This window comes from Paeniglutamicibacter psychrophenolicus (genome assembly GCF_030812255.1).
GTDB lineage: Bacteria > Actinomycetota > Actinomycetes > Actinomycetales > Micrococcaceae > Paeniglutamicibacter > Paeniglutamicibacter psychrophenolicus_A.
Genome location: NZ_JAUSSH010000012.1, coordinates 37,209 through 63,438 on the forward strand (window position 1 = coordinate 37,209; position 26,230 = coordinate 63,438).

27 protein-coding genes are annotated in these 26,230 nt (G+C 65.4%); 21 read left to right on the plus strand and 6 right to left on the minus strand.

The genetic code is table 11. The annotated features are described in order from the left end of the window. The first annotated feature begins 278 nt into the window (after nt 1-278). The 10 genes from J2T21_RS15180 (at nt 279) to J2T21_RS15225 (ending at nt 7,639) form a co-directional block, all read left to right on the plus strand. A complete protein-coding gene (locus J2T21_RS15180) occupies nt 279-1,517 on the plus strand; it encodes a polyamine ABC transporter substrate-binding protein (RefSeq protein WP_307582391.1) in 1,239 nt (412 codons plus the stop codon). Then, the gene (locus J2T21_RS15185) at nt 1,517-2,734 is read left to right on the plus strand and encodes an ABC transporter substrate-binding protein (protein ID WP_307582393.1); all 1,218 of its coding nucleotides are present in this window, start codon (nt 1,517-1,519) and stop codon (nt 2,732-2,734) included. Before J2T21_RS15180 ends, J2T21_RS15185 begins: the two co-directional genes overlap by 1 nt. A gap of 2 nt (nt 2,735-2,736) precedes the next feature. Further along, complete coding sequence (locus J2T21_RS15190; RefSeq protein ID WP_307582395.1) at nt 2,737-3,891, plus strand: ABC transporter ATP-binding protein; 1,155 nt, start codon at nt 2,737-2,739, stop codon at nt 3,889-3,891. Beyond that, nucleotides 3,888-4,832: an ABC transporter permease gene (locus tag J2T21_RS15195; RefSeq protein ID WP_307582397.1), complete on the plus strand. Its 945-nt coding sequence runs from the start codon at nt 3,888-3,890 to the stop codon at nt 4,830-4,832. Before J2T21_RS15190 ends, J2T21_RS15195 begins: the two co-directional genes overlap by 4 nt. An 11-nt stretch (nt 4,833-4,843) precedes the next feature. Beyond that, complete coding sequence (locus J2T21_RS15200; RefSeq protein WP_307582399.1) at nt 4,844-5,641, plus strand: ABC transporter permease; 798 nt, start codon at nt 4,844-4,846, stop codon at nt 5,639-5,641. A gap of 103 nt (nt 5,642-5,744) precedes the next feature. Further along, the gene (locus J2T21_RS15205; RefSeq protein WP_307582400.1) at nt 5,745-6,218 is read left to right on the plus strand and encodes a MarR family winged helix-turn-helix transcriptional regulator; all 474 of its coding nucleotides are present in this window, start codon (nt 5,745-5,747) and stop codon (nt 6,216-6,218) included. Nucleotides 6,219-6,627: 409 nt separating this feature from the next. Further along, nucleotides 6,628-6,864 (plus strand): 50S ribosomal protein L28, encoded by a 237-nt coding sequence (rpmB, locus tag J2T21_RS15210; protein WP_071212671.1) that lies wholly within the window; start codon nt 6,628-6,630, stop codon nt 6,862-6,864. Beyond that, complete coding sequence (gene rpmG / locus J2T21_RS15215; protein WP_007270730.1) at nt 6,864-7,031, plus strand: 50S ribosomal protein L33; 168 nt, start codon at nt 6,864-6,866, stop codon at nt 7,029-7,031. The genes rpmB and rpmG overlap by 1 nt, the downstream gene beginning before the upstream one ends. 2 nt (nt 7,032-7,033) lie before the next feature. After that, nucleotides 7,034-7,339, plus strand: coding sequence for a 30S ribosomal protein S14 (gene rpsN / locus J2T21_RS15220; RefSeq protein WP_071212672.1), 306 nt, complete (start codon nt 7,034-7,036; stop codon nt 7,337-7,339). A 111-nt stretch (nt 7,340-7,450) separates the two neighbouring features. Continuing rightward, nucleotides 7,451-7,639 (plus strand): hypothetical protein, encoded by a 189-nt coding sequence (locus J2T21_RS15225; RefSeq protein ID WP_307582402.1) that lies wholly within the window; start codon nt 7,451-7,453, stop codon nt 7,637-7,639. Nucleotides 7,640-7,707: 68 nt separating this feature from the next. On the opposite strand, the gene J2T21_RS15230 is transcribed toward J2T21_RS15225, so the two are convergent. After that, entirely contained in the window at nt 7,708-8,355 is a 648-nt protein-coding gene (locus tag J2T21_RS15230; RefSeq protein WP_307582404.1) for a DnaJ family domain-containing protein, read from the minus strand. Nucleotides 8,356-8,782: 427 nt separating this feature from the next. Between J2T21_RS15230 and J2T21_RS15235 the strand changes: the two genes are divergently transcribed. The 11 genes from J2T21_RS15235 (at nt 8,783) to J2T21_RS15285 (ending at nt 20,943) form a co-directional block, all read left to right on the plus strand. Continuing rightward, nucleotides 8,783-9,769, plus strand: coding sequence for an SDR family NAD(P)-dependent oxidoreductase (locus J2T21_RS15235; RefSeq protein WP_307582405.1), 987 nt, complete (start codon nt 8,783-8,785; stop codon nt 9,767-9,769). 322 nt (nt 9,770-10,091) lie between these two features. After that, a complete protein-coding gene (locus J2T21_RS15240) occupies nt 10,092-10,376 on the plus strand; it encodes an HU family DNA-binding protein (protein WP_071212675.1) in 285 nt (94 codons plus the stop codon). A gap of 188 nt (nt 10,377-10,564) precedes the next feature. Then, the gene (locus J2T21_RS15245) at nt 10,565-11,194 is read left to right on the plus strand and encodes a hypothetical protein (RefSeq protein ID WP_307582407.1); all 630 of its coding nucleotides are present in this window, start codon (nt 10,565-10,567) and stop codon (nt 11,192-11,194) included. Between the two features lie 59 nt (nt 11,195-11,253). Then, the gene (locus tag J2T21_RS15250; protein WP_307582408.1) at nt 11,254-11,865 is read left to right on the plus strand and encodes a copper resistance CopC family protein; all 612 of its coding nucleotides are present in this window, start codon (nt 11,254-11,256) and stop codon (nt 11,863-11,865) included. Nucleotides 11,866-12,077: 212 nt separating this feature from the next. Then, nucleotides 12,078-12,656, plus strand: coding sequence for a copper chaperone PCu(A)C (locus J2T21_RS15255; protein ID WP_307582409.1), 579 nt, complete (start codon nt 12,078-12,080; stop codon nt 12,654-12,656). Beyond that, a complete protein-coding gene (locus J2T21_RS15260; RefSeq protein ID WP_307582410.1) occupies nt 12,643-13,875 on the plus strand; it encodes a Dyp-type peroxidase in 1,233 nt (410 codons plus the stop codon). The genes J2T21_RS15255 and J2T21_RS15260 overlap by 14 nt, the downstream gene beginning before the upstream one ends. Nucleotides 13,876-13,984: 109 nt before the next feature. Next, nucleotides 13,985-16,114, plus strand: a complete 2,130-nt coding sequence (locus J2T21_RS15265; RefSeq protein WP_307582412.1) for a cytochrome c oxidase assembly protein — start codon at nt 13,985-13,987, stop codon at nt 16,112-16,114. Further along, entirely contained in the window at nt 16,104-16,877 is a 774-nt protein-coding gene (locus tag J2T21_RS15270; RefSeq protein ID WP_307582413.1) for a hypothetical protein, read from the plus strand. The genes J2T21_RS15265 and J2T21_RS15270 overlap by 11 nt, the downstream gene beginning before the upstream one ends. Before the next feature lie 105 nt (nt 16,878-16,982). Continuing rightward, on the plus strand, nt 16,983-18,938 hold the full coding sequence (locus tag J2T21_RS15275) for an NHL domain-containing thioredoxin family protein (protein ID WP_307582415.1): 1,956 nt from the start codon (nt 16,983-16,985) through the stop codon (nt 18,936-18,938). A 248-nt stretch (nt 18,939-19,186) separates the two neighbouring features. Further along, nucleotides 19,187-19,666, plus strand: coding sequence for a MarR family winged helix-turn-helix transcriptional regulator (locus tag J2T21_RS15280; RefSeq protein ID WP_307582418.1), 480 nt, complete (start codon nt 19,187-19,189; stop codon nt 19,664-19,666). Further along, nucleotides 19,663-20,943, plus strand: a complete 1,281-nt coding sequence (locus tag J2T21_RS15285) for an MFS transporter (RefSeq protein WP_307582420.1) — start codon at nt 19,663-19,665, stop codon at nt 20,941-20,943. The genes J2T21_RS15280 and J2T21_RS15285 overlap by 4 nt, the downstream gene beginning before the upstream one ends. Nucleotides 20,944-20,961: 18 nt before the next feature. On the opposite strand, the gene J2T21_RS15290 is transcribed toward J2T21_RS15285, so the two are convergent. The 5 genes from J2T21_RS15290 to J2T21_RS15310 form a co-directional block, all read right to left on the minus strand. Further along, nucleotides 20,962-21,957 carry a hypothetical protein gene (locus J2T21_RS15290; RefSeq protein WP_307582422.1) on the minus strand — a complete coding sequence of 332 codons (996 nt, stop codon included), beginning with the start codon at nt 21,955-21,957 and terminating at the stop codon, nt 20,962-20,964. A gap of 47 nt (nt 21,958-22,004) precedes the next feature. Next, nucleotides 22,005-23,714, minus strand: coding sequence for a helicase HerA-like domain-containing protein (locus J2T21_RS15295; RefSeq protein ID WP_373458008.1), 1,710 nt, complete (start codon nt 23,712-23,714; stop codon nt 22,005-22,007). A 71-nt stretch (nt 23,715-23,785) separates the two neighbouring features. Next, complete coding sequence (locus J2T21_RS15300; protein ID WP_307582425.1) at nt 23,786-24,565, minus strand: amino acid ABC transporter ATP-binding protein; 780 nt, start codon at nt 24,563-24,565, stop codon at nt 23,786-23,788. Then, nucleotides 24,552-25,217, minus strand: coding sequence for an amino acid ABC transporter permease (locus J2T21_RS15305; RefSeq protein WP_307582427.1), 666 nt, complete (start codon nt 25,215-25,217; stop codon nt 24,552-24,554). The genes J2T21_RS15300 and J2T21_RS15305 overlap by 14 nt, the downstream gene beginning before the upstream one ends. A gap of 66 nt (nt 25,218-25,283) precedes the next feature. Further along, the gene (locus tag J2T21_RS15310; RefSeq protein WP_307582428.1) at nt 25,284-26,105 is read right to left on the minus strand and encodes an amino acid ABC transporter substrate-binding protein; all 822 of its coding nucleotides are present in this window, start codon (nt 26,103-26,105) and stop codon (nt 25,284-25,286) included. Nucleotides 26,106-26,230 lie beyond the last annotated feature (125 nt).

The window sequence follows — 26,230 nt, forward strand, 5'->3', positions numbered from 1 at the left end:
CACTTCCTATCGACCTCCTGATCGAACGAATTGGGTGGCCAAGCTCGCGGATGCGGCTTGGGCCCCACCACTTGGGAATGAGCATAGCCCGAAGGAATCAGTTGTGGAAGGGGTGTTTTACGGCAGATTTCAGTGGTGTCCGAAAAGCAACTCAACGAAAACTATTGTCAGCTAGGAAGATTCCTGACATGATCCATGTCAATAGTTGAGCGTGACGAGCGTCACGATCGCCCAGTGTTCATCAAGGGAAGATGCAACGCCAGTTGAAGGGGAACCAGATGATGTCCAACCAGAACCAGCGCGAAATGCCTCGGGATCCGGCCGTACGGGCCCTGATCGGACAGGCGCAGCGCATGCAGCTGTCGCGCCGCAAGTTGCTGGCAGGTGCCGGCGGCCTGGGGTTGGCAGCCTTCCTGGCTGCCTGCGGCACCGGAGGCGGAGGAGGCAGCGCCACCAGCGCCGCCGCGGCCGTGACGGACATGTCCGAAAGCGACAAGAACGTCTTCTGGGCCAACTGGACCCTGTACCTGGACTACGACGACAAGGCCAAGAAGTATCCAACGCTCGAGGAATTCACCAAGCTCACCGGGATCAAGACGCATTACGCCGAGGACATCGACGGCAACGACTCCTACTACGGCAAGGTCCAGGCGCAGCTGGCCGCGGGCCAGGACATCGGCCAGGACATCATGACGCTGACCGACTGGATGACCGGCCGGGTCATCCGCCAGGGCTTCACCCAGGAACTGGACCACGCCAACATCCCGAACATGAAGAACCTGCTGCCGACCTTGAAGGACGTTGACTTCGATCCGGGCCGGAAGAACTCGCTGACCTGGCAGAGCGGCTACGCGGGCATCGCGTACAACAAGGCCAAGTACCCCAAGGGCCTGCGCAACGTCTCGGACCTGTGGAACCCGGACCTCAAGGGCCGGATCACCGTACTCGATGAAATGCGCGACACCATGGGCCTGTTGCTGCTCGACAACGGCGTGGAAATCTCCGGCGAGTGGGGAGACCCCGAATTCGCCGCGGCCACCGATGTGCTTTCCAAGCAAATCGCCAACGGGCAGATCCGCCAGGTGAAGGGCAATTCCTACAAGGAGGACTTCATCTCGGGGGACGCCATCGCCGGGATCGTCTGGAGCGGCGACATCACCCAGATGAACTTCGAGAACGACAACCAGTGGGAGTTTGTGCTTCCCGATGCGGGCGGAACCCTGTGGAGCGACAACCTCATGGTCCCGGTCGCCTCCCCGCGCAAGGCCAACGCCGAGAAGCTCATGGACTACTACTACGAACCGGAAGTCGCCGCCCAGGTGGCCGCGTACGTGAACTTCATTTCCCCGGTCCAGGGTGCCAAGGAAGCCATGGAAAAGATCGACCCGGAACTGATGAACAATCCACTGATCTTCCCGTCCGAATCCGACCTGGCCAAGGCGCACGTCTTCAGGTCGCTGAGCGCCGAGGAAGAAACCAACTTCAACAGCCAGTTCCAAACCGCGATCGGAGCCTAATGTCCCGCCACGACCATCAGTTCTCTTCCCGTCGACGCATCGCGCGCGGGATCGCGGAAGCCCAGGCTTCACGCAGGGGCGTGTTGGCCGGTGCCGGCGGGCTGGCATTGGCCGGCCTGCTGGCGGCCTGCGGGACCGCCGGTCCCAAGTCCTCCGCCGGCCCCAGCGCCGCAGCCGACCTGTCCGGCGAGCAGAAGCTGGTCAGCTGGGCCAACTGGACGCTGTACTTGGACTACGACGACAAGACCAAGAAGTACCCGACCCTCGAACGGTTCATGAAGCAAAGCGGCATCACCGCCAAGTACGCGGAGGACATCGACTCCAACGACACCTACTACGGCAAGATCCAGGCCCAGCTGGCCGCCGGCAAGGACATCGGCCAGGACATCATCACCCCCAGCGACTGGATGTCCGAGCGGCTGATCCGGCAGGGCTACGTCCAGGAACTCAACCACGACAACATCTCCAACATCAAGAACCTGCTGCCCGAACTCCGGGATGTCCGCTTCGATCCAGGACGCAAGAAGTCCCTGACCTGGCAGTCCGGGTTCACCGGGCTGGCCTGGAACAAGGAAGAATTCCCGAAGGGCCTGAAAAACGTCTCGGACCTGTGGGACCCGGCGCTCAAGGGCCGGGTTACGGTGTTGGACGAAATGCGCGACACCATGCCGATGTTGCTGCTCGATGACGGCGTGGACATCCAGGGCGACTGGGGAGAGAACGAATACGGGAACTCGCTGGACGTCCTGGAAAAGAACATCGCCAACGGGCAGATCCGCCAGGTGAAGGGCAACTCCTACAAGCAGGACTTCATCTCCGGGGATGCGATCGCCGGGCTGGTCTACTCCGGGGACATCACCCAGTTGAACTTCGAAGAGGGCGACAAATGGGAATTCGTGATGCCCGAGGCCAAGGGCCTGATCTGGAGCGACAACTTCATGGTCCCGATCGGTGCCACGCACAAGACCAACGCCGAGAAGCTCATGGACTTCTACTACGACCCGGACGTCGCCGCCGAGGTGGCGGCCTACGTGAACTACGTCTGCCCCGTGGTAGGGGCGCGTGAGGCCATGGAAAAGATCGACCCGGAACTCGTGGACAACCCGCTGATCTTCCCGACCGAGGAATTCCTGTCCCTTTCCTCCACCGAGCGCGCGATGAGCGTGGAGGAAGAAACCCAGTTCCAGAACATGTTCCAGCAAGTGATTGGTGCCTGATGATGACAACCACGACTTCCCTGAAGGGCAAGGCCCAGCCCATGGCGGCTTCCGGGGCGGACCTTCACCTGGGCAATGTCACCAAGCGGTTTGCGGACTTCACCGCGGTTGACGACCTGACCCTGACCGTGCCCAGCGGCACCTTCTTCGCGCTCTTGGGCCCCTCGGGCTGCGGCAAGACCACCACGTTGCGGATGATCGCGGGTCTTGAACAACCCACCAGCGGCACCATCAGCATCGGAGGGCAGGACGTCACCAAGCTCGCCTCATACCAACGCCAGGTCAACACCGTTTTCCAGTCCTACGCGCTGTTCCCGCACATGAGCGTGCTGGACAACGTGGCCTTCGGGCTCAAGCGCAAGGGCGTCAAGGACTCGGTGCCACGGGCCAAGGCCGCACTGGAAATGGTGGAGCTTGAACACCTCGCGTCGCGCAAGCCGGTCCAGCTCTCCGGCGGGCAGCAGCAGCGCGTGGCCCTGGCCCGGGCCCTGGTCAACCGCCCCGCGGTCCTGCTGCTTGACGAACCCCTCGGTGCCCTGGACATGAAGCTGCGCCGGCAGATGCAGGTGGAGCTCAAATCCATCCAGACCGAGGTCGGCCTGACCTTCATCCACGTGACCCACGACCAGGAAGAAGCCATGACCATGGCCGACACCGTCGCGGTCATGAACAAGGGCAAGATCGAGCAGATGGGTGCCCCGCGCGACCTGTACGAACTGCCCAAGACCGCCTTCGTGGCCAACTTCCTGGGCAAGTCCAACCTCATGCACGGAACGGTGACCGAGGACCTCGGGGACGCCGTCGCAGTGAACGCGGCCGGTCACCGCCTGGTCATGCCCAAGGACCGGTCGGTGGCCCACAGCGGCGCCGCCGTGGTGGGGGTGCGCCCGGAGAAGATGCGGGTGCTGAACCTGCCCGACGAATACTCGCCCAGCGCCAACATGCTCACCGGCACGGTGCTGGACGCCTCGTTCACCGGGGTCAGCACCGAGTATCTGGTGGAGGTCCAGGGCATCGGAACCATCGGGACGTTCTCGCAGAACATGGGCCAGCCACCGGCACAACGCGGGGACACCGTGCGCATGACCTGGGAACCGGAATTCTCCTTCGGACTTGACGGGGCCGAAGAGGCATCCGCAGGGAGGGACGCGGTATGACCGCCACCGGATCCCGTCCCCGGAACAAGAAAAAGCCGGCATCCGTGCACCTGCGCAGCGAGGAGGAACTTGCCGCCGAGCGGCGCAAGCGACGGGTCGGGCTGTACCTGATCATTCCGGGAATGGCTGTCCTGGCGCTGTTTTTCGCGGCGCCGGTGCTGGTCCTTTTGAGCATGTCGCTCTACGCCAGGCCCCCGGGCGCCGAAATCGGCGAGTTCGTCCCGGCCCTGGAATTCGGCAACTATGTCACGGTCATCGGCGCGTACTGGGACGTGTTCCTGCGCTCGTTCTTCTTCGCCCTGATCGCCACGGTCGCGGCCTTGCTCATCGGCTATCCCATGGCCTACCTGGTGGCGGTGCGGCTGCGCGGGCGCCAGCTGATGCAGGGGATCTTGCTGGTGCTGCTGATTGCACCGTTCTTCTCCAGCTTCATCCTGCGCACCCAGGCCTGGAAGCAGATCCTCTCCGACGAGGGCCCGGTGGTCACGGTGCTGCGGGCCATCGCGATCCTGCCGGCGGACGGACACCTCACCGCCACGGCCTTCGCCGTGGTGTGCGGGCTGACCTACAACTTCCTGCCGTTCATGATGCTGCCGATCTACGCCAACCTCGACCGGCTGGACACCAACCTGCTGGAGGCCTCGGGGGACCTGTATGCCAGCCCGCTGACGACCTTCTTCAAGGTGACGCTGCCGCTGTCGATGCCCGGTGTCTTTGCCGGCACGCTGCTCACGTTCATTCCCGCGGCCGGCGACTACGTCAACGCGGCGCTGCTGGGCAACAACCGGGACACCGCCATGATCGGGCAGATCATTGATTCGCGCTTCTTCAAGGTTGTCGACTACCCCGGCGCCTCGGCGCTGAGCTTCATCCTGATGATCCTGATCCTTGCCTTGGTCATGATCTACATCAAACGCTTTGGCACCAAGGAACTGTTCTAGGAAGGCTTGGAATGCGACAAAAATTTGGGCGCTGGTTCATCCCGGTCGCCGGAGGCCTGGCCTTCATCTATCTCCTGGTACCCATTACGTACATCTTCGTGTTTTCGTTCAATGACGCCGGACGCACCAACCTCGAATGGCGGGGCTTCACGCTCGAGAACTGGAAGAACCCCTGCGGCGCACCGAACGTGTGCGAGTCGCTGGTCAACTCGCTGCAGATCGGGTTGGTCGCCACGATCTTCGCCACGGTGCTTGGCACCTGCGTGGCCCTGGGCCTGGTGCGCTACAAGTTCAAGTTCCGCAACACCGCGGACCTGTTGATCATCCTGCCGCTTGCCACCCCGGAGGTCGTGCTCGGCGCCTCGCTGCTGGCCCAGTTCCTGAACCTGGGATGGGAGCTTGGCTTCAGCACCATCGTGATTTCCCACGTGATCTTCTGCATGTCGTTCGTGGTTGTCACCGTCAGGGCGCGGGTGTCCTCGCTTGACCCCAGGTTGGAAGAGGCGGCATCGGACCTGTATGCCAGCCCGTTCCTCACGTTCTGGAAGGTCACCTTCCCGTTGTTGCTTCCCGGGATCGTGGCCGCGGCGCTGCTGTCCTTCGCGATGAGTTTCGACGACTTCATCATCACGAACTTCAACTCCGGAAACTTCTCGACCTTCCCGAAGTTCATCTACGTCTCGGCCACCCGCGGCATTCCCGCCCAGGCCAACGTGATCGGGTCGGCCATGTTCATCCTGGCGTTGGTGGTCGTTGTCACCTCGCAGGTCATTGCCTACCGCCGCCGCAAGGCCCTGGCCGCCCGCTAGAAGCGGCGGAGCCGCGCGGCCCGGTGTGCCCTTGCCCATCGGGGGAGGGCACACCAGGGCGCGAAATCCTGAAGCGCGCATGAGCTATGCAAGGATAGTGCCCATGAGCGAACCTAAGTGGCTAAGCCCCGTTGAAAGAGACGCTTGGCTGGCCCTGGTGTCGGTCACGACGCTGCTGCCGGCCGCACTCGACAGCGAATTGCAGGTCCAGGCCAAGATCACCCTCTTCGACTACAACGTGCTTGCCATGCTGTCGGAAGCCACCGAACGGATCCTGCCGATGAGCGAACTGGCCTCACGAACCAGTGCCTCGCTCTCGCGGCTTTCGCACGTGGTCAAGAAGCTCGAAGGCCGGGGATGGGTTGAACGGTCCAGGTCGCCGGAGGATGCCCGCGTGACCATCGCCAGGCTCACGGACGCTGGGTGGGACAAGGTTGAGTCCCTTGCCCCCGAACATGTTGGTTCGGTGCGGAGGCTGATTTTCCAGGGTTTGGACGACCACGACGTGGCGGAACTGGCACGTATCGGCCAGAAGCTCGTGGGTCGGCTGGACCCCGCGCATTGGATTCTGCGCTAGGAACGCCTCGGGTCCGGTGGACCCGCCTCGGCACCTTTGATTCGGACGTGAGGCAGATCGCATGCCGGGGACCCGAAAAGCCTTGTTGTCGATTTGGCTGCCGATGTGTTAATCGCCTAGAATGGTTAGGCGTTAAGTCGTGCATGCCCAAACGGGTTTGCACGGTTGCCCGTAAAACCGAATATCATGGCCAGCCGAGTAGGGAAAAGTACTCATTGGCCATGAGGTTCACCGTCTTTCACGCTAAAAAAGGCTCTTCGGTTGGTTCTCACCCAGCCTGGTTACCTTCTGCAGTAATAACGGTGTCACAACTGGTGGCGGGACTCTTATACGCAGATTCAGAGGCAGCAGTTTTCCGCTGTATCTGTCAACGAGTACCGCCAATATTTACTACAACTGAGGAGTGATCATGGCAGCTGTATGCCAGGTGACTGGTGCGGTTCCGAACTTCGGACACAGCATCTCCCACTCGCACCGCCGCAACAAGCGTCGGTTCGACCCGAATATCCAAAAGAAGCGCTACTGGGTTCCGTCCCTGCGTCGCAACGTGACCCTGACCCTTTCGGTCAAGGGCATCAAGCGCATTGACGTCCGCGGCATTGATGCCGTTGTAGCCGACCTGCTTGCGAAGGGTGTGAAGCTCTAGTGGCTAAGGATAAGGACGTACGTCCGATCATTAAGCTCAAGTCGACCGCCGGCACCGGGTTCACCTACGTGACCCGCAAGAACCGTCGTAACAACCCAGACCGCATGGTTCTGAAGAAGTACGACCCGGTAGTCCGCAAGCACGTCGAATTCCGAGAGGAGCGCTAAACATGGCCAAGAAGTCTATGATTGCTAAGAACGAGCAGCGCAAGGTCATTGTTGAGCGTTACGCCGAAAAGCGTGCAGCCCTCAAGAAGACCCTGGTTGATCCGAACGCAACCGATGAGGCACGCGAAGAGGCCCGCTTGGGCCTGCAGAAGCTGCCCCGCAATGCTTCGCCGGTACGCGTTCGTAACCGCGATTCCATTGACGGCCGCCCGCGCGGCACCCTCCAGAAGTTCGGTATCTCCCGTGTTCGCTTCCGCGACATGGCGCACCGTGGCGAGCTTCCGGGCATCACCAAGTCTTCCTGGTAAATTCCAGAAGCAGTCGAAGGCCCCAACCGAATCGGTTGGGGCCTTCGGCCACTTAACCGGCGCTTTGACGTTCCGGTCCCTTAATATACCGAACGGGGATAGGCTCCGAGCATGGACATGCCATCGATCTTGATCGTCGCGGGGATTCTCGTGCTGTGTCTGTTGTCCGTCGGAATCGGAATGCGCAGGACCCTGGACAGGCGAGCACGTGACATCCAGCGGACTGATCCCGAGACCGCTCGCGCCCTGCGCGAAGCCCGACGCAACATCGATCAGGGCAGGGGCCTCTACCGCCGCTAAACGCGTCCGTCACCCCGCACCGGGCAGGGCGGGCGGTGCCGCCGACGGCCTGAATGGCCCACTGGCGGTTACCGCTTTTGTGCCGAGCCGAACAAGCGCCCGAACCACCTTGGACGCTGCTCCTGCCGTGCCTGCTCTGCGGGTGCCGCGGCCACCGCACGGGTGGTGCGGCGTTCTCGCCACGAGGCGACTTCGTCCTCGACGTCACGCAGCGCGGTGATTACCGGTGGACCGCCCAGCAGCTGGCGGCGGGCCTCGATGATCCGGGCGTTGAAATCCTCCAGCAAGTCCCGCACCGCGGCGGGATCCGCCATCCGGTCCAGGGTCCCTTCCAGCTCCTCGTCCTCCTTGCGCAGCAGCAGCGCCGGGGGACCGACACCGCTGATGTGTTCACGCTTCATCAGCCCCTTGATCCACCAATCCGGATCCGCGGTGGACCCAAGGCCGGGTATTGGCTTGCCCGCATAGGCGAGGTTGTCGAAGTCGCCCCGGGCGAAGGCGGCGTCCAAGGCGCTGTTGGCGACTTCCCAGACCTCGTCGTCGGCATGGAAACCGCGGACCTCGGTTGCCGGTTCCGACCCATCGCCCAGCCTCCGCCCGGTCCTTTCGGCGTACTCATCGACGGGGACCTGCTCCTCCGCAACATCGCGAGCCAAGCGGTAGCGGGCCGAGCGCAGCGCGGCCTCACGGTTCTCATCGAGGTTGCGTCGGGACATGTACCGGGACCACCCTTCCGGGATGTTTCCTTAACCTTAACAACGCGCCGGGCCGGCGGCAACAGGCGGGCAATGGCGGTTCCCCGGGGCCGGGATGCCATCGTTTCGCCCCACCCGAAGCCCTGTTTTCATTCGTCAGGTTGGATGTCTTCCATGAAGGCACTTTTTGGCACCCCAGGGGTGCTGTTCCTGATTACTGCCGCCATTGCCCTCCGCGTGGACCCGCTGTGGGGGTTGCTGGCGGCCGCTGCCGCGCGGTCGTCGGCCATCGGCTATCTTCTCTGCCGCAACCAGGCCAAGGAGAGCGCCCGGAAGCGCCGAGGCAACCACTGGCCGGGACACGTGCCGCAGAAAGCCCGGGGAGCAGCCGCGGTCCGACCCCCACGCATCGGGCACCGCCGCCGGGAAAACTGTAGCTTTGGACATCATGGACCAGTTCAAGACCACAGACACCAACAAGACCCCAAGCACCGCGCAGGAAGACGAGGTGGTGGCACGTCGCCGAAACGGCGACGCCAGTGGCCTGCGCATCGTGGTCACCGGAGCGAATGCAGGGATCGGGTTCTGGACCAGTCTCCACTTGGCCCGGCGCGGGGCCGAAGTCATCATGGCGTGCCGCGACAACCGCAAGGCGGAAGCCGCCGCCCAGGCAATTCGTGCATGTGTACCCGGGGCACGGCTTCGTCTGACGACCCTTGATGTTTCCAGTCTCGGATCCGTCGCCGCAGCCGTTGCCGAACTTGGCCGCCTCGAGCACCTGGACGTGCTGATCGCCAACGCCGGCATGGTGCATGCCCCGCGCACGCGCCAGCAGAGCGTGGACGGGCTGGAACTGGTGGCTGCGACCAACTTCTTCGGGCACTTCGCGCTGGTCGCCGGGCTGGTTCCGGTCCTGGAACGGGCCCCGTCCGCCCGCGTGCTGACCCTGGGCTCGCTTTCCACCCTGCTGGTTCGCCCGCACCTGGATGATCCGCAATTGCAGGGCAACTATTCCTCCTGGCAGGCCTACGCCCAATCCAAGATCATGCTCCAATCCTTCGCTTTCGAACTCGACCGACGGCTGCAGAGAACCCCCGGCACGACCAGGGCGCTGAGCGCCCATCCCGGCTATTCGCTCTCCGGGCGCACACCCGGGATTGCCGGCGTCAACGAGCCCGGCACGTTCAAACGAGTCGTTGATACGCTCCAGGCCCCCTTTACCCAGGGCAAGGACCGGGGTGCCTGGCCGATAGTTCGGGCCTCCGTGGACCCCGACGCCTTCAGCACTCCGGGAGCGGTCTTTTACGGACCGCGGTGGCTGGTCAGGGGTGCCCCGCGCAAGACCACGCCCCCGTCAATCACCACCGATTCCGAGGCTGCCGCAACCATATGGAAGGCAGCCGAATCCGCCACCGGAATTTCCCTTTTCGGTTAGCCCATTGACCGCTTGCCGGCGGACCGACGTCGATGTTTGAAGTCCCTGGAAGCGATGGCCAGGGAGCCCGAAATGACCGCGTGAACCGGTCTGCCGGATTGTGGGGGCTTCGATCCGCAAGAGTGCTGTTCGTCTCTCTTTCGGAGTAAAACGGGCCGCTGAAGGCGAAAAAACCGCCAAACTTCAAAAAATTCCCGGGAATTCGGCCCGTATCGGGCGTTTCGCGCAGGAACATTTGGTAAGTTCTCACACAGAAGTCCCCGCGAACGCGAGGCGACCCGGGCCAATTGCGTCCGGGAAGAGAAGTCCAGGAGGACATACTTTGGCTATGAACCGTAGTGAACTTGTTGCAGCTGTCGCCGAGAAGACCGGCAACTCCCAGGTAGCCGTCAACGGTGTTTTGGATGCAGTGTTCGACGTATTCGTTTCCCAGATTTCCAAGGGCGAGAAGGTCTCGATCCCGGGCTGGCTCGCAGTCGAGCGCACCGACCGTGCAGCACGCACCGGCCGCAACCCGCAGACCGGCGAAGCCATCCAGATTCCGGCTGGCCACTCGGTCAAGCTGACCGCTGGCTCCAAGCTGAAGGCTGCCGTTACCGGCAAGTAGTCTGCGCCGCGCGCAACAGCTTTCAAGCCGCCCCACGCATTGGTCCCACGGACCGGATGCGAGGGGCGGCTTTGGCGTTAATGGGTGTCGTGGGCGAATTTAGAATTCTACGACCCGTAGAATCGCGTAGAATGGCTTGCTGGAACCATGAGGCATTACCCATCAATCCCTTGGCGGAGGAAAACGGCATGAAGGATCACGGCCTGCGCATCTTGCGTGGCTGGATTGGTGCATTGATTTGCACCTGCCTTGCCGCCGCCTCCCATACCGCCGTGGACGGGGTCATGCCGCCGCCTGCCATCATCGGACTCCTGCTATGCATCAGCGCCGTCATCTGCACGGCATTGGCTTCCGGCAAGACCTCACTGATGCGCACCGGCCTCGCGGTGTTGCTGAGCCAGGGCGCCTACCATGGCGCCTTCGGCCTGTTCGGCCACCAGCACCAAGGCGCCGCCGGGCTCATCCGGGAAGGCGGCGCCCACGCAGGACACGGTCTTGAACTGGGCGCGGGCCCAACCGTGGCCGCCGCAACCGCCGCCGACTCGCCCGCGGGCTGGCTGATGACCGTCGCCCACGTGGCTGCCGCAATCGTGACCATCACGGCCATGCGCCGGGGTGAGATCGCCGCCCGCACATTTGCCCAGGCCATCTCCCTGTACGTACCGCGCCTGATCTTGTTTGTACGCGGGCTGCAGGCAACTCGGGGCAAACAGCCCCTGCTCGGCGTTGCCTACCGCATGCTTGTCCTGCGTGACGTGCTGCGCCCGGCCCTGCACCGCCGCGGTCCTCCGCGGGGACCTGCTTTCGCACACCCGTAAAGCAACCCCCAACTTCCTGCGAGCCAACATCGCCGCGGAGAAAAAGGACCACGTACCCCATGACTGACACAATCCAAGCCCCACGCACCGCCACCCGAATCGGCGTACTCGTCGCCGCCGTGCTGCTGTGCCTGATGACCGTCTGCGGCGTATCCAGCGCCCAGGCACACGACGAACTGATTTCCTCCACACCGGCCAGCGGAGAAGTGCTCAAGGCGGCACCCAAATCACTGGTGCTGACCTTCAGCGGAGACATCAAGAAGATCGGGACGATCCTTGAACTCTCGGACGGCAAGGGAACCAACGTCGATACCACCTTTGCGATCGACCGCCGGGAAGTAACCGTCACCCCGTCCACCACCTTGGCCAACGGAGATTACACCCTCATCGCCCGGGTGGTGTCCTCGGACGGGCACCCGATTGACAAGAAGATCGCCTTTGAGGTCAACGACCCGGCGGCAGTGGCCGGCAGTGCACCGGCAACCACCAGTGCTCCGGCGGCGTCCGCTGCGCCGAGTGCCACGCCGTCGGCGCAGCCGAGCGCCGAGGCCGACGACACCACCACACCGGTTGCCGGCATGCCCGCCGGCCTGGTCTGGGCCATCATCGGCATTGCCGGGATCGGCATCATCGCCCTGGTGTTGCTGAAGGTCCGCCGCCAGACCAAGTAGCCGCCAGGCCACACCCGGCCGAGACCGCCAGAACGGCCCGGTTCGCCGGCACCAGCACGTGCCGGGAAACCGGGCGGCGCCTCGCGGCACGGCGGCGACACGATCTTCCCCCTGAACCGGCATCGCCTTCCTCCATCGGAAGCGATGCCTTGCGGGCAATGCCCACGGTCAGCCTTGGCGTGCCCGCAGCCCAGAATTTTGGAGAGTTTCCCATGAACTTCAACATCCTCACCCATCGCTTCACCGCACCCCTCGCTGCCGCATCCATGGCCGGCCTGCTGCTGAGTGGATGCGCAGTTGCCGGCGCATCCGATGCGGCCACCCAAAATGGAAACACCACCGAAGCCGAATCGCTGCAGATTTCCGAATCCTGGATCAAGGCAGCCAGCGACGGGATGACCAGCGGCTTTGCCGTGCTGGAAAACCCCACGGACCATCCGGCCGCGCTCGTCAAGGTCGACTCGACCCTGGCCGGCAGCACCGAGCTGCACGACATGGAAGGCTCAGGCACCGCCATGACCATGAAGGAGCTTGACGGTCCGCTGGAGATCCCCGCGCATTCAACCATCGAGCTTGCCCCGGGTGGCAAGCATGTGATGCTGATGGAGCTGAAGCAGGAACTCAAGGTCGGTCAAAGCCCTGCCCTGAGACTCACCTTCGGCGACGGCAGCACCCGCGAGGTCCCCTTCGAGATCAAAAGCTTCACCGGGGCCAAGGAGTCCTACGCACCGGAAGCCGAGGAATCGGGCCACACAGGTCCCGCGGAAGGGGACGTGCATGCCGGACACTGACACCGCCCATGCGAAGGAAACCCGCCTACCCTCGCGCCGCGGCCTGCTGCTCGGCTCGGCGGCAGCCGCTGTGGGTGCCGCGGCGGGATTCACCGCCGCCGGCCTGCCACTCGGCGCGGCAGCCGCCGAACCGGACCAGGCGCTGCACGGCCCGGACACCATTGCGTTTCACGGGCAGCGCCAACCGGGAATCACCACCCCTGCCCCGGCATTTGCCACATTCCTGGCCATGGACCTGATCCCGGAACCCGGTGCCAATGAGGCAACGACACGTGACGCGCTGGCCCGGACCTTGAAGATCATCAGCGACGACGCATCCCGCCTCATGGCCGGCCTCGGCGTCCTTGCCGACACCGAACCGGAAATGGCGGCAAACCCGGCGCGACTCACCCTCACGGTGGGGCTGGGGCAGCACGCCGCGGCCATCCTGAATCCGGACCTGGTACCCGGGTGGCTGAGGGACCTTCCCCGCTTCTCCGTTGACCGGCTGGACAAGGCCTGGGGCCAAAGCGACGTGCTGGTGCAATTTTGCGGGGACGACCAAATCTCGCTGGTGCACGCCCGCCGGGCCATCCAAAAGGACCTGCGCACCCTGGCCAAGACCAGGTGGGTGCAGGACGGATTCCGCCACTCGCGCGGTTCCATGCCCGAGGGTGCGACCATGCGCAACCTGTTCGGGCAGAAGGACGGCACCGGGAACCCCGTCGATGCCATGCTTGATCGGGCAGTGTTCGGCGGCGAGGGACTTGAACCCTGGGTGGCGGGTGGAACCTCGCTGGTGCTGCGGCGCATCGAGATGGACCTGGAGGCCTGGGACGAGGTGGATCGCCCGGCCCGGGACTTCTCCCTGGGGCGCCGCCAGTCCGACGGCTCACCGCTGACCGGGGAACGCGAGTTCGACACCCCCGACCTGCGGGTGCGCGACGCCGCCGGGTTCCCGGTGATATCCGACGATTCGCACGTGGCCCGCTCGCAGGCCCGCGAGGCGGACGAGAAAATCCTGCGCCGCGGCTACAACTACCTCGACGGCACCGAGGCGGGATTGCTCTTTGCCTCCTACCAATGCGACGTCGATCGCCAATTCGTCCCCATCCAGCAACGCCTGGATGCGGCCGACCTGCTCAACGAGTGGACCACGCCGATCGGGTCAGCGGTCTATGCGATCCTTCCGGGGTGCCGCGAAGGTTCATTCCTGGGCAAGGAACTGCTCGCCACCTGATCTCCGGATGCCGGTCCCGGGGTGCCGGCAGGTGGTGTGAGCCACCTTGGCACCTTGGGGCCGGGCAATCGGTGGGAGAATGGATCGGCGAGGAAGCTGAAAGGACATTGTGAACAAGTCACGGAACACGCAGGCCACGGTCACCAAGGTCGAGGCGGCGATGCCAGGCAAGAGGCTCTGGCTCCTGCTGACCCTTCCCGCACTCGTGGTCGGGGTGCTGGTGATCATTGCGGCCAGCTATTTTGCCGGCACCGCCCAGGCCAGTGAGCTGGGGGACCCCGGGCCCTTCGTGCGGTGGGCGCTGCCTGCCGCCAAGGCACTTCACCACTCCTCGATGGCCATCACGATCGCCGCCCTGGTCTTCGCAGCAACGATCCTGCCCCGTTCCACCAAGCCCAAGCGCCCGGAACCGGGCAAGCACGACACCGACGGCGGCCAAACCCACCCCGCCTTTGCCCGCACCATGAACCTGGCCGCTGCCTCCGGCATGGTCTGGACGGTGTCCGCGGCCGCGGTGCTGGTCTTCAACTTCTGGGACCTGGTCGGCAAGCCCATGAGCACCGACCCCAGCTACACCTCCGCCATGCTCGACTACGTCCTGAACATCTCGGTGGGCCGGGCCTGGGCGTGGATGATCGTGATTGCCGCGATCACCTCCTCCCTGGCCTTCGGCGTGCGTTCCCCGGCCTGGGTCGGGGCCACGACCGCCTTCTCCTTCGCCGGGATCCTGCCGATGTCGCTGATCGGCCACGCCGCCGGGGGAGACGACCACTGGGGTGCTGTCAACTCGATCATGCTGCACTTGGCCGGGGTGTGCCTGTGGTTCGGCGGCATCGTCGTGCTGGCCGCGCTGGCACCGTTGCTGGCCGCCAAGGCCCCGGGACGCTACCCCGGCACCCGCCCGATCCTGGCCGGCACCGTGCTGCACCGCTTCTCCGCGCTGGCCACCATCTCCATCATCCTGGTCGCCGGCTCCGGCGTCGTGAATGCGACCATCCGCATCACCGACTGGGACCAGTGGATGACGCCCTACGGGTGGCTGGTGATCGCCAAGGCCCTGGCCACCGTCGCCCTGGGCGCGCTCGGCCTGGCCCACCGCCGCCGGGTCATCCCCGCCCTGGAAACCGGAAAGCTTGCGGCAACCCGCGCGGCCTGGCTGGTCGTGGGAGCCGAAACCATCATCATGGCCACGGTCATGGCCCTGGCCACGGTGCTGGCCCGCACCGCGCCGCCCACCCCGGACACCCCACCGGAATTGCCCACCCCTGCCCGGCTGCTCACCGGGTACGAGCTGCCCCCGGAACTGACCAGCTCCAGCTGGACGGAAGTCTGGCGCTTTGACTGGCTGTGGATCGCCATCGTGCTCTTCCTGGCCATCGCCTACCTGTGGGCCGTGGTGACGGTGCGCCGTCGCGGCGACAAGTGGTCGATCCTGCTGACCATCTCCTGGCTCCTCGGACTGACTGCCCTGTTCTACTTCACCTCCGGTGCGCTGGCGGTCTACGGCAAGATCCTGTTCTCCGTGCACATGGTGGACCACATGGCCTTGACCATGGTGGCCCCGCTGCTCCTGGTCATCGGCTCGCCGGTCACCCTGGCGTTGAAGGCCCTGGGCTCGCGCACCGACGGGACCCGTGGGCCCCGTGAATGGATCATGGTGCTGGTGCACTCGAAGTTCTCCGGCCTCGTCACCAACCCGCTCTTTGCGGCGGCCAACTTCGCCGGTTCCATCATCATCTTCTACGAATCCTCGGCCTTCGGCTTCGCGCTGCGCAACCACATGGGCCACGAGCTGATGAACCTGCACTTCCTCATCACCGGGTACCTCTTCGCGCTGTCAATGATCGGCACGGACCCCGTTCCGAAGCGGGCACCGCACGCGATGCGCCTGGTGATCCTGCTGGCCACCATGGCCTTCCACGCCTTCTACGGCGTCTCCATCATGAGCTCCACCTCGCTGTACCAGGCCGACTGGTTCGGCAACATGGGCAGGAGCTGGGGCGAGGGCGCACTGGCCGACCAGCGGCTGGGTGCCGGGGCCATGTGGGGGATCGGGGAGATCCCGACGCTGCTTCTGGCCCTGGGCGTGATGGTGTCCTGGAACCGGGACGACACCAGGGAATCCAAGCGCAAGGATCGGCAGGCGGACCGCGACAACGACGCGGAACTGCACGCCTACAACGAGATGTTTGCCCAATTGAAAAAGCAGGACGAGGAGGTTGCGCGCCGTGGCCGCTAGGACCAAGACGGGTGCGTTGCGCACCCTTGCCCTGACCCTTTCCCTGGGGCTGGCACTTGCCGGCTGCGCCGGGGCCCCGCAAGCCGTGGAACTGCCCGAGGAACACGCGCCGCTGCCCACGGACGCCTCCGCCGCCGCAACGCCCAGCGGCGGGGCCGCGGAACTGAACGTCTCCGAACTCTCCGTGGCCTCGGGCATCTCCATGGCCGCACGGCTGGGCTTCGACAAGGCCCGGGTGATCTCCGGGACCGAACTCGCCGACCTGAAGAAGGCCCCCGAAGACACCCCGGGCGGGGTCGCGGTGCTGCCCACCCAGTGCGCGGACGTCATCGAGTCGCTGAACTGGTCCCCGGTGCAAATGGGCGGCGAGGGAGCGCGGACCGACTTCCTGACCGAGAAGATCCCAGCCACCGGATCGGTCGAGGTCGCGAAGATCACCGACAAGTCGGCGCTGGAGGCCCACTACGCCACGGTGCTGGCGATGCTCACCGAATGCCGGAAGGTGACCATGCACCAGGAAACCGAGACTGTTCCCTTCTCCACCGAGAAGCCCGTGCTGAAGGCCGGGGACGCGGATTCGGCCATCCTGTGGACCCGCGGCAGACAGGGCCAGGGAATGCGGCAGCAGGCCCTGGTGTTGATCAAGGCCAAGGGGGATTACGTGGGAATGGTTTCGTTCATTGCCGCCGACGGCCTGAAGGCGCCGGAGTTCAGCCAAATGGCGGCCCAGGTGCTCAACGCCGCCCTGACCCAGGCCCGCTAGCCCGGGGGCGGATCGTCGCATCATGTCATGATCTCTGCTTCGCCGGGCAAAAACGGGATAATTGAATACAGCACAACGTCAGCCGACAAGCCCAGGAGCAGATCCATGACAGCAACCCCCAGCACCGGAACCGAATCCGTACGCACCTCCTACAAGGTCCGTGCTTCCGAACTGGTCGGCCGCAACTGGCTGAACACCGGCGGGAAGCAACTGACGCTGGAGGACTTCCGCGGCAAGATCACGATCCTCGATTTTTGGACCTTCTGCTGCATTAATTGCCTGCACGTGCTCGACGAGCTGCGTCCGCTGGAGGCCAAGTACTCCGATGTCCTGGTGACCGTGGGCGTGCACTCCCCGAAGTTCGAGTACGAGGCCGATCCGGTCGCGCTGGCCGCCGCCGTGGAACGCTACGAGATCGAGCACCCGGTGCTGGACGACCCGGAGCTGGTCACCTGGCAGGCCTACGCCGCCCGCGCCTGGCCCACCCTGGTGGTCGTGGACCCCGAGGGCTACATCGTCGCCCACCTCTCCGGCGAGGGCCATGCTGCCGGGCTGGAATCCCTGGTCGAGGAACTCATCGCCGAGCACGATGCCAAGGGCACGCTGCACCGCGGCACCGGCCCCTACGTGGCGCCGCCCGCCCGCGAGGGCGACCTGCGCTTCCCGGGCAAGGCCGTGGCGCTGGAAAACGGGAACTTCCTGGTCGGCGACTCGGGCCACCACCGCATCGTGGAACTTGGCAACGACCTGTCCACCGTGGTGCGCACCTTCGGCTCCGGCGTGAAGGGCTTCGCCGACGGGGACGCGGAAACCGCGCAATTCAACGAGCCCCAGGGCCTGGCCCTGCTCCCGGCCGAGCTCGCCGCCACCCTGGGCTACCACGCGGTCATCGCCGACACCGTCAACCACCGCCTGCGCGGGCTGGACCTGGACACCGGGAACGTCACCACGCTGGCCGGGAACGGCATCCAGCGCCTGCTCGACGCCGACCAGGCACGCGCCGCGGTCGACGAGAACAACGAGGAAGCCTGGATCAGCGATCTGGGCAGCGACCCGCTGGACACCTCGCTGTCCTCCCCGTGGGACGTGCTGTGGAGCCCCAAGACGCAGGCCGTGGCCATCGCGATGGCCGGCACCCACCAGATCTTCGCCTTCAACCCGGTGACCGGCGCCCTGTCGGTCTTCGCCGGCACCGGCCTGGAAGGCCTGGCCGACGGCGGCCCGGATGCCAGCTGGTTCGCCCAGCCCTCCGGCCTGGCCCTGGACAAGGACGAGAACATCTGGGTCGCCGACTCGGAGACCTCCGCACTGCGCCGCCTGGTGCTGGCCGAGGACGGATCGGTGGCGGCCGTGGAATCGGCCATCGGTGCAGGGCTCTTCGACTTCGGCTTCCGCGACGGCGCCGCCGCCGAGGCGCGCCTGCAGCACCCGCTGGGCGTTGCCTCGCTGCCCGACGGCTCGATCGCCATTGCCGACACCTACAACGGCGCGGTGCGCCGCTACGACCCGGCCACCGCGACCGTCAGCACGCTGGCCCGCGGCCTGAACGAGCCGGCCGACGTGCAGCTGGATTCCTCGGTGGACGGCGAGCCGGTGCTGCTGGTCGTGGAGACCAACAACCACCAGCTTGTGCGCCTGCCGCTCCCGGCCGAGGCCCTTCTCGTCGACGAGGGCGCGTCCCAGACCCAGCGCCCCAAGACCAAGGTCGCAGCGGGGGAGCACGCGCTGACCGTGCGCTTCTCCGCACCGACCGGGCAGAAGCTCGATGACCGCTGGGGGGATCCGACACAGCTGAAGATCTCCTCCTCGCCGGAGGAACTGCTGCTTTCCGGTGCCGGGACCTCGACCGGGCTGGCCCGCACCCTGGAACTGAACCCGGAGATCGCCGAGGGCGTCCTGCACATCACCGCCCGTGCGGCCGCCTGCGACGGCGAGCCCGGCGGGGAGATCCCCATGCACGCCGCCTGCCACCTGTACCAGCAGGACTGGGGCATCCCGGTGCTGGTGGATGCGCAGGGCGAGACCGAGCTGGTCCTGGACCTGCGCGGCATGGACAACTAGGCGGCAACACCACGCCCGAAGCGAGGCCCGCCCCCCCCGAAACGAGGGGGGCGGGCCTCGCTCGTGGTTAACGCCGGGGCCGGTCGTTAGGCATCTCACCCGTCAAGCGGGTGCCCGGGTGATGGCCATCATGGCGGGAATATTTCGACCCACGTATTGTTAGCAATGCTAAGGAACTAAAGAGGTCGAAACCCAAGACGCCGGCGCCCCGGCGCATTGAAGGAGAAGCCCGGGCCCGCCCGGATCACATGAACGCAACCGATGATGCCCCGAAACCCGTACGCATAGCCCCCACTCGCGTCAGCAACGCAACCAACACCGGCGACCTGGCCGCCGAACTTCGGGTGGCCGTGATGAAGACATCCCGCCGCCTGCGCCTGGAATCAACCTCCGAAACCCTCACCCCCGCCCAGTACTCGGTGCTGGCGGGCCTGCGGGACCAGCAACACACCATCGGCGAACTGGCTGCCCGCGAACAGGTCGCCGCCCCGTCCATGACCCGCATCGTGAAGTCCCTGCTGGAAGCCGGGCTGGTCACCCGCACCGTCAGCGTGGCCGACGCCCGCCAGGTGATGATCGCACCCACCCCCGAGGGAATGGCCGCTTACCACGGCGCCCGAAGCCAACGCACCGCCTGGCTGGCCGTGCGGCTGGAAACACTCGATGCCAAGGACCGGGCAACCCTGGCGCGGGCTGCGGCCCTGCTGCAGGAAATGAGCGCCAAATGAGCAGGATGTTCAGCGCCCTGAAGATCCCGAACTACCGCCTGTGGACCGCCGGCGCCCTGGTTTCCAACATCGGCACCTGGATGCAGCGCGTCGCCCAGGACTGGCTCGTGCTCACCATCCTGACCAACCACGACGGAACCGCCACCGGCATCACCACCGGCCTGCAGTTCCTGCCCATCCTGTTCCTGGGACCGTTCGCCGGAGTGCTCGCCGACCGCATGAACAAGCGCAAGCTGCTGCTGATCACCCAGTCGGCCATGGGCGTCTTCGCCACCGTCCTGGGTGTGCTGGTGGCCACCGGCACCGCCGAACTCTGGCACGTGTACCTGCTGGCCTTCGGACTGGGTGTGGCCAGCGCCTTCGACGCCCCGGCACGCCAGGCCTTCGTCTCCGAACTCGTCCCGGCCGGCGACCTGCCCAATGCGGTCGCGCTGAACAGCGCCTCGTTCAACCTGGCCCGGCTGGCCGGCCCCGGCGTCGCCGGGATGCTGATTGCCGTCTTCGGCACCGGACCGGCATTCCTGGTCAATGCCGCCAGCTTCGGGGCCGTGATCTTCTCGCTGGCCAAGATGCGCACCGAACAGTTTCAGCCCACCGTGCTGGTGGCCCGCCAAAAGGGGCAGATCCGCGAGGGCGTCGCCTACGTGCGCAACCGCCCCGATTTGTTGCTGATCTTCGCGCTGGCCTTCGTCGTGGCCACGTTCGGGCTGAACTTCCAGCTCACCAACGCGATGATGTCCACCGATGTCTTCCATGTCGGGGCGGGGGAGTTCGGCCTGCTGGGAACCATCATGGCCATCGGCACGCTCGCCGGGGCCCTGCTGGCCGCCCGGCGCGGCAAGCCGCGGATGCGCTACCTGCTGGGTGGTGCCGTCGGCTTCGGCCTTGCGGCATTGGTCGCCAGCTTCATGCCCACGTTCTTCTGGTACGCGGTGATGATGGTGCCGGTGGGGCTGGCCTCGCTGACCTTCCTGAACAGCTCCAACACCATGATCCAGCTCTCGGTCGACCCCGCCTACCGCGGGCGCGTGCTGGGGCTCTACGTGATGGTCGTCCAGGGCGGCACCCCGCTGGGCGCCCCGCTGGTGGGTTGGCTCGGCACCGAGTTCGGTGCCCGCTGGTCGGTTGGCAGCGGCGCGTTGATCTCGCTTGTCGCCGGGCTCATCGCGGTGGCCGTGGTGCTGCGCCGGGCCCGTCGCACCCCGAAACAGGGCTCCGGGACCCCGGCCAGGCACAAGGCCCGCACCAGGTCCCTGGTCCCGGCGCTGGGCCGCTAGGACCCGGCAACCGGGCGGCTACTCGCTGGAAACGGGGGTGACCCTGACCTTAGTGGTGCTGGCCTTGAGCACGGCGGTGAACCCGAAGCTGTCATCCACGGTCCGCTCGGTGTACCGCCCGGTGCGCAGGTCCTGTTCGGTGACGTCCAAGCGTGCCTTGACCGTCAGCGGGCGCAGGGCCCACGAGCCGTCGTAGGCCACGATCTCGGCCGAGGGATAGTCGACGATGCTCCAGTGGATGGAATCCGAGCGCACCCGCGCAGTGGTGGAGTAACTCATCGGGCAGCCCGCCGGCATGAGGACCTGCTGCTTTGCGCAGTCATCCAGGTACGCGGTGATCTGCTTGTTGACCTCGTCGAGCAGCTTCTTGGTGGGCTGCGTGCGAAGCTTGACCTCGGTGGCCTTCTTCGAGAACCCGGTGACCGCCAGGCCGCGCGAGTCGGCCCGGAAGTTCGGGGTGGCGAAGCTGGTGTCGATGACGGCCGGAACAAACACCGGAACCGTGGTCTTGCCCTTGACCAGCGGGGCGGGCCGCGAATTCACGACCACCTCGTTGGTGGTGTTCGCGGAGATCGCCACGGTGGGAAGCGTCGTGGGGACAAACGACCAGTTCTCGAAGAACAGCCAGCTGCGGCCCGTGCGTTCCAGTTGGTAGGTCGTCTGTTGCTGCACCCCGTGGATGGAGTAGGTTGCCGTGACGGTGGCCAGGTCATCGGCGCCGGCGACCTTTTCGGGCTTGCCGACCGTGAAGTCCTTGATGTCGGCGCTGGCGGCCTTCAGGCCCTCGCCGTCAAGCAGCAGGGCATTGCCCTTGGGGACAGTGGCCTGGAGCAGCCCCAGTGCCGCGGCGCCTTCGCCGCGGGTGAGATGCACATGCAGTTCCTTGACCTTTTGGGCGGGCCCGAAGGAATTGTGGTTGACCAGGGCAATGGCAGCAAAGGCCAGGACGGCCAGCACCACAAGGGCCGCCGCCCATGTGGCGGCGACCCGTGTGGGAGATAAACGTTCGCTCATTGTGTCCAAGGCTACCGGGAATTCGGCATGGTTCGCGCCGACCCTCCCTAGCGTCGGCGGCGCCGCTTGGTGCCGAACATGCCGCGAAACAGCTCTCTGCCGATCATGTTTGCGGCCTGCAAGGCCATGTCAAGCACGGGATTGTCGGGTTTCGGCGCGGGGGCGGGGGCACTTGTCTTGCGACCGGGGGCTTTCTTCGCGGTCGCCGGGGGTTCGGGCATGGCGTAATCGTTGGCGCCGGGTCCCGGTGCGGAATGAGGGATCGACGAGGGCCGGCCCAGGATCGATTCCTCGATTTCGCGGGCCGCGGCATCGATGTCGGCCTGGGACTGGCCCGGACCGGGCACGCGTGCGGCCACCGATCCGCCGGTGGGGACCTGGGCAACAGCCGGTGTCCCGGCGCCCGCGGCGAGTTTCTCGAACGCGGACTCCCGGTCCACGGCCGTGCCGTAGACCTGCATCAGGGCCGAGGTGCCAATGATCCCGGAAACCGTTTCCGGCGCCGAGGGGCCCATGGTCGATTCCGGGCTCCACATCCGGGTCCAGGCCACCGGGGTCGGGGCGCCCTTCTCGTTCATCACGGTGACCACCGCTTCACCGGTACCGGCCTGCGTCAACGCCGCATCCAGGTCGTAGTCGCTGGTGGGGAACGTGGAGATGGTCGCCTTCAGGGCCTTGGCGTCGTCCGGGGTGAAGGCGCGCAGCGCGTGCTGGACGCGGTTGGCCAGCTGCCCGAGCACGTCCGCGGGGACGTCCTTGGGCGTCTGGGTCACGAAGAACACCCCGACGCCCTTGGAGCGGATCAGCCGCACCGTGGCGGTGATCGAGGCCAGGAACGCCTTGGAGGCCCCGTTGAAGAGCAGGTGGGCCTCGTCGAGGAAGAACACCAGCTTCGGCTTCTCCGGGTTTCCGACCTCGGGCAGCTCGGAGAAGAGGTCGGCCAGCAGCCAGATCATGAAGGTGGAAAAGAGCACCGGCTTTTCCATGAGCGTGGGAAGTTCCAGACAGCTGATGATTCCCCGCCCGTCGGGCGCCTGGCGCAGCAACTCGGCGGTGTCGAATTCCGGTTCGCCGAAGAAGGACTCCATGCCCTGGGCCTGCAGGGTGACCAGCTCGCGCAGGATCACCCCGGCGGTGGCCTTGGAGACCCCGCCCAGGCCCTCGAGCTCGGTCTTGCCCTCGTCGCTGGTCAAATGCGTGATGACCGCGCGGAGGTCCTTGAGGTCGTGCAGCTCCAGGTCCTTGGTGTCCGCGTAGTGGAAGATCAGCTGCAGGCAGGATTCCTGGGTCTCGTTCAACTCCATGATCCGCGAGAGCAGCAACGGGCCGAAGGAGGAGATGGTGGCCCGGATCGGGATCCCCTGCCCGTCCCCGCCCAGCGAGTAGTACTCCACGGGGAAGGACTTCGCTTCCCAGGCCATGCCGACCGAGGCGGTGCGCGCAGCCAGTTTTTCCGTCGGCGTTCCCGGGGTGGAAAGTCCGGTGAGGTCCCCCTTGATGTCGGCAAGGAACACCGGGACCCCATGGGCGGAGAGCTGCTCGGCCATCAACTGCAGGGTGATGGTCTTGCCGGTGCCGGTGGCGCCGGCCACCAGTCCGTGCCGGTTCATCATGCGCAGCGGCAAGCGGACCTGCGCCTCGGGGAAGAGCTGGTCATCAACCAACGCCGCTCCGAGTGTCACGGCCGGGCCTTCGAAGGCGTAACCGGCGGTTATGGTTTCCACATGCTGGGATGTCGTCATCTTGGCCATGTCCATAGCCTACGGTCTGGAACACGTCAGTGGTGGTGGGCGCACCAATTCTTTTTCGCCCGTCACGGCGGCGGTCCCTAGAACGGGTTGAGCAGGCGGTGCACAAACTGCTTGGTGCGCTCGTTCTGCGGGGTGCGCAGCACCACCTCGGGATGCCCGCGCTCGACGACCACGCCCTGGTCCATGAACACGATCTCGTCGGCGACCTCCCGGGCGAAGGCCAGCTCGTGGGTCACCAGCACCATGGTCCAGCCCTCGTCGGCGAGTTCCTTGATCACCCTGAGCACGTCTCCCACCAGTTCCGGGTCCAGGGCCGAGGTCGGCTCGTCGAAGAGCAGCAGCGACGGCTTCAGCGCCAGCGCCCGGACAATGCCCACGCGCTGCTGCTGGCCTCCGGAGAGCTGGTGCGGGTACTGGTCGCGCTTCTCGGCCAGCCCGACCCGGGCCAGCAGCGACTCGGCCTCGGCGATCACCTCGGCGCGTTTGCGGCGCTGGACCTGGAGGGGGCCCTCGATGACATTTTCCAGCACCGTCATGTGCGGGAAGAGGTTGTAGTTCTGGAACACCATGGCGCTGCGGGTGCGCAGCACCTGCGCCTGCTTCTGCGTGGTGCCCGGGGCGAAGGCCACCGCCGGTCCGCCGTCGAAGGCCACCTCGCCGCCGTCGGGGATCTCCAACCCGTTGAGGCAGCGCAGCACCGTGGTCTTGCCGGAACCGGACGGTCCGATCAATGCCAGGACCTGTCCCTTGCCGATCAACAGGTCAATGGACTTGAGCACCTGGTGTTCGCCGAAGCTCTTTTGCAGGTCGGTGGCCCTCAGCAGGGGCCGGGCGTTGCCGGGGTCAGTGTGCGACATAGCGGTCAAACCTTCTTTCCAGTCGGGTCTGGCCCGAGGAAAGCACCAGGCAGAACACCCAGTACACCAGGGCCGCCTCGATGTAGACGAGCATGAATTCCTGGCTGAAAGCGGCGATTTCCTGGGCGCGGCGGAACAGCTCGGTGAATGTGATCAGCGAGGCCAGGGATGTGTCCTTGACCAGGGAAATGAATGTGTTTGACAGCGGCGGGACGGAGACCCTGGCCGCCTGCGGCAAGATCAGCCGGCGCAGCGTGGTGGTGCGCGACATGCCAATGGTGTATCCGGCCTCCCACTGCCCCTTGGGGACCGAAAGGATGGCCGCCCGGATCACCTCCGCCGCGTAGCCGCCGACGTTCATCGAGAAGGCAATGATGGCGCTTGGCCACGGGCTCAGGGTCACGCCGATGGAGGGCAGCCCGTAGAAGATGACGAAGAGCTGCACCAGCAACGGCGTGCCGCGGATCACCGAGATGTAGACCCGGGCGATGAAGGACACCACCGGGTTTCGGCTCAGCCGCATCAGCGCCATGACCAGCGCAATCGCCAGGCCGATGGCAAAGCTTGCCAACGACAGCGGAATGGTGCCGCTCAGCCCGCCCAGCACAATGGGCCAGAGGGAATCGCCGATCAGTTCCCAATCGATGTCCATGGGCAGGGCTCCTTCGCACGGTGGAGTCGCGGGCCGCCGGGATGCAGCCCGCGATGCTGCAGGAAACTACTTGGTGACGTCGGCACCGAAGTACTTCTCGGAGATCGTGGACAGGGTCCCGTCACTCGAGAGCTCATCGAGTGCCTTGTCCACGGCCTTGACCAGGTCCTCGCTGCCCTGCCGGAAGGCCATGGCGCTGAGGGACTTCTCGGCGGTCTCTGCGGCGATCTTGATGCCGTCGTCCTGCTTGGTTTTCTGCGCATCCAGGTAGGTGAGCTTGTCATTGATGGTGGCATCGACGCGGCCCTGCTTCAGCAACGTGATGGCCTGGGCCCAGCCCTCGACGGCCTCGATATTTGCCCCGGAGTCCTTGGCCAGCTGCTGCCAATTGCTGGTCAGGGACTGGGCGGTGGTCTTGCCCTTCAAATCCGCGAAGGAGGAAATGTCGGTATTGTCGGACTTGGTCACGATCACCCCGGTGCTCACGGTATAGGGCTTGGAAAACTCATACTTGGCCTCGCGCTCCGGGGTGATGGAGACCTGGTTGGCGATCACGTCGGAGCGCCCGGCTTCCAGCCCGGCAAAGATCGCATCCCACTGGGTTTCCTCGAACTGCGGCTTCACGCCCAGCTTCCGGGCCACGGCGGTGACAACCTCGACGTCGAAGCCGGTCAGCGCGCCGGTGCCTCCCTCGTGGAAGGAGAACGGCTTGTAGGTTCCCTCGGTGCCGATCTTCAGCACCCCGGAATCCTGGACCTGCTTGAGTGTCACGCCGGTCGCGGTGCCGCTGGCGGCGGGAGACCCGGAAGGTTCGGTGGAGCCGCTGCAACCGGTGACCGACACGGCGAGCAATGCGGCGGTGGCCAGGGCGATGATGTGGCGCTTCATGGGAAACGGTCCTTTCGGTCACGGTCGTCCACCCGCCGACCGGCAGCTGCCGCCTTCGCGAATCGAGGCGGGCACCGGATGCCGAACAAGTGAACCTTGCTCAGACGCTAACACGGAGGTGCTAG

Bases quoted from the DNA above. Each gene is read 5' to 3' on its own strand.
- J2T21_RS15280 (WP_307582418.1), top strand. From the start codon at position 19,187: ATGAACGCAACCGATGATGCCCCGAAACCCGTACGCATAGCCCCCACT.
- J2T21_RS15245 (WP_307582407.1), top strand. From the start codon at position 10,565: ATGAAGGATCACGGCCTGCGCATCTTGCGTGGCTGGATTGGTGCATTG.
- J2T21_RS15290 (WP_307582422.1), bottom strand. From the start codon at position 21,957: ATGAGCGAACGTTTATCTCCCACACGGGTCGCCGCCACATGGGCGGCG.
- J2T21_RS15185 (WP_307582393.1), top strand. From the start codon at position 1,517: ATGTCCCGCCACGACCATCAGTTCTCTTCCCGTCGACGCATCGCGCGC.
- J2T21_RS15275 (WP_307582415.1), top strand. From the start codon at position 16,983: ATGACAGCAACCCCCAGCACCGGAACCGAATCCGTACGCACCTCCTAC.
- J2T21_RS15250 (WP_307582408.1), top strand. From the start codon at position 11,254: ATGACTGACACAATCCAAGCCCCACGCACCGCCACCCGAATCGGCGTA.
- J2T21_RS15295 (WP_373458008.1), bottom strand. From the start codon at position 23,714: ATGGACATGGCCAAGATGACGACATCCCAGCATGTGGAAACCATAACC.
- J2T21_RS15200 (WP_307582399.1), top strand. From the start codon at position 4,844: ATGCGACAAAAATTTGGGCGCTGGTTCATCCCGGTCGCCGGAGGCCTG.
- J2T21_RS15195 (WP_307582397.1), top strand. From the start codon at position 3,888: ATGACCGCCACCGGATCCCGTCCCCGGAACAAGAAAAAGCCGGCATCC.
- J2T21_RS15190 (WP_307582395.1), top strand. From the start codon at position 2,737: ATGACAACCACGACTTCCCTGAAGGGCAAGGCCCAGCCCATGGCGGCT.
- rpmB (WP_071212671.1), top strand. From the start codon at position 6,628: ATGGCAGCTGTATGCCAGGTGACTGGTGCGGTTCCGAACTTCGGACAC.
- rpsN (WP_071212672.1), top strand. From the start codon at position 7,034: ATGGCCAAGAAGTCTATGATTGCTAAGAACGAGCAGCGCAAGGTCATT.
- J2T21_RS15255 (WP_307582409.1), top strand. From the start codon at position 12,078: ATGAACTTCAACATCCTCACCCATCGCTTCACCGCACCCCTCGCTGCC.
- J2T21_RS15180 (WP_307582391.1), top strand. From the start codon at position 279: ATGATGTCCAACCAGAACCAGCGCGAAATGCCTCGGGATCCGGCCGTA.
- J2T21_RS15310 (WP_307582428.1), bottom strand. From the start codon at position 26,105: ATGAAGCGCCACATCATCGCCCTGGCCACCGCCGCATTGCTCGCCGTG.
- J2T21_RS15300 (WP_307582425.1), bottom strand. From the start codon at position 24,565: ATGTCGCACACTGACCCCGGCAACGCCCGGCCCCTGCTGAGGGCCACC.
- J2T21_RS15260 (WP_307582410.1), top strand. From the start codon at position 12,643: ATGCCGGACACTGACACCGCCCATGCGAAGGAAACCCGCCTACCCTCG.
- J2T21_RS15230 (WP_307582404.1), bottom strand. From the start codon at position 8,355: ATGTCCCGACGCAACCTCGATGAGAACCGTGAGGCCGCGCTGCGCTCG.
- J2T21_RS15305 (WP_307582427.1), bottom strand. From the start codon at position 25,217: ATGGACATCGATTGGGAACTGATCGGCGATTCCCTCTGGCCCATTGTG.
- J2T21_RS15205 (WP_307582400.1), top strand. From the start codon at position 5,745: ATGAGCGAACCTAAGTGGCTAAGCCCCGTTGAAAGAGACGCTTGGCTG.
- J2T21_RS15235 (WP_307582405.1), top strand. From the start codon at position 8,783: ATGGACCAGTTCAAGACCACAGACACCAACAAGACCCCAAGCACCGCG.
- J2T21_RS15225 (WP_307582402.1), top strand. From the start codon at position 7,451: ATGGACATGCCATCGATCTTGATCGTCGCGGGGATTCTCGTGCTGTGT.
- J2T21_RS15285 (WP_307582420.1), top strand. From the start codon at position 19,663: ATGAGCAGGATGTTCAGCGCCCTGAAGATCCCGAACTACCGCCTGTGG.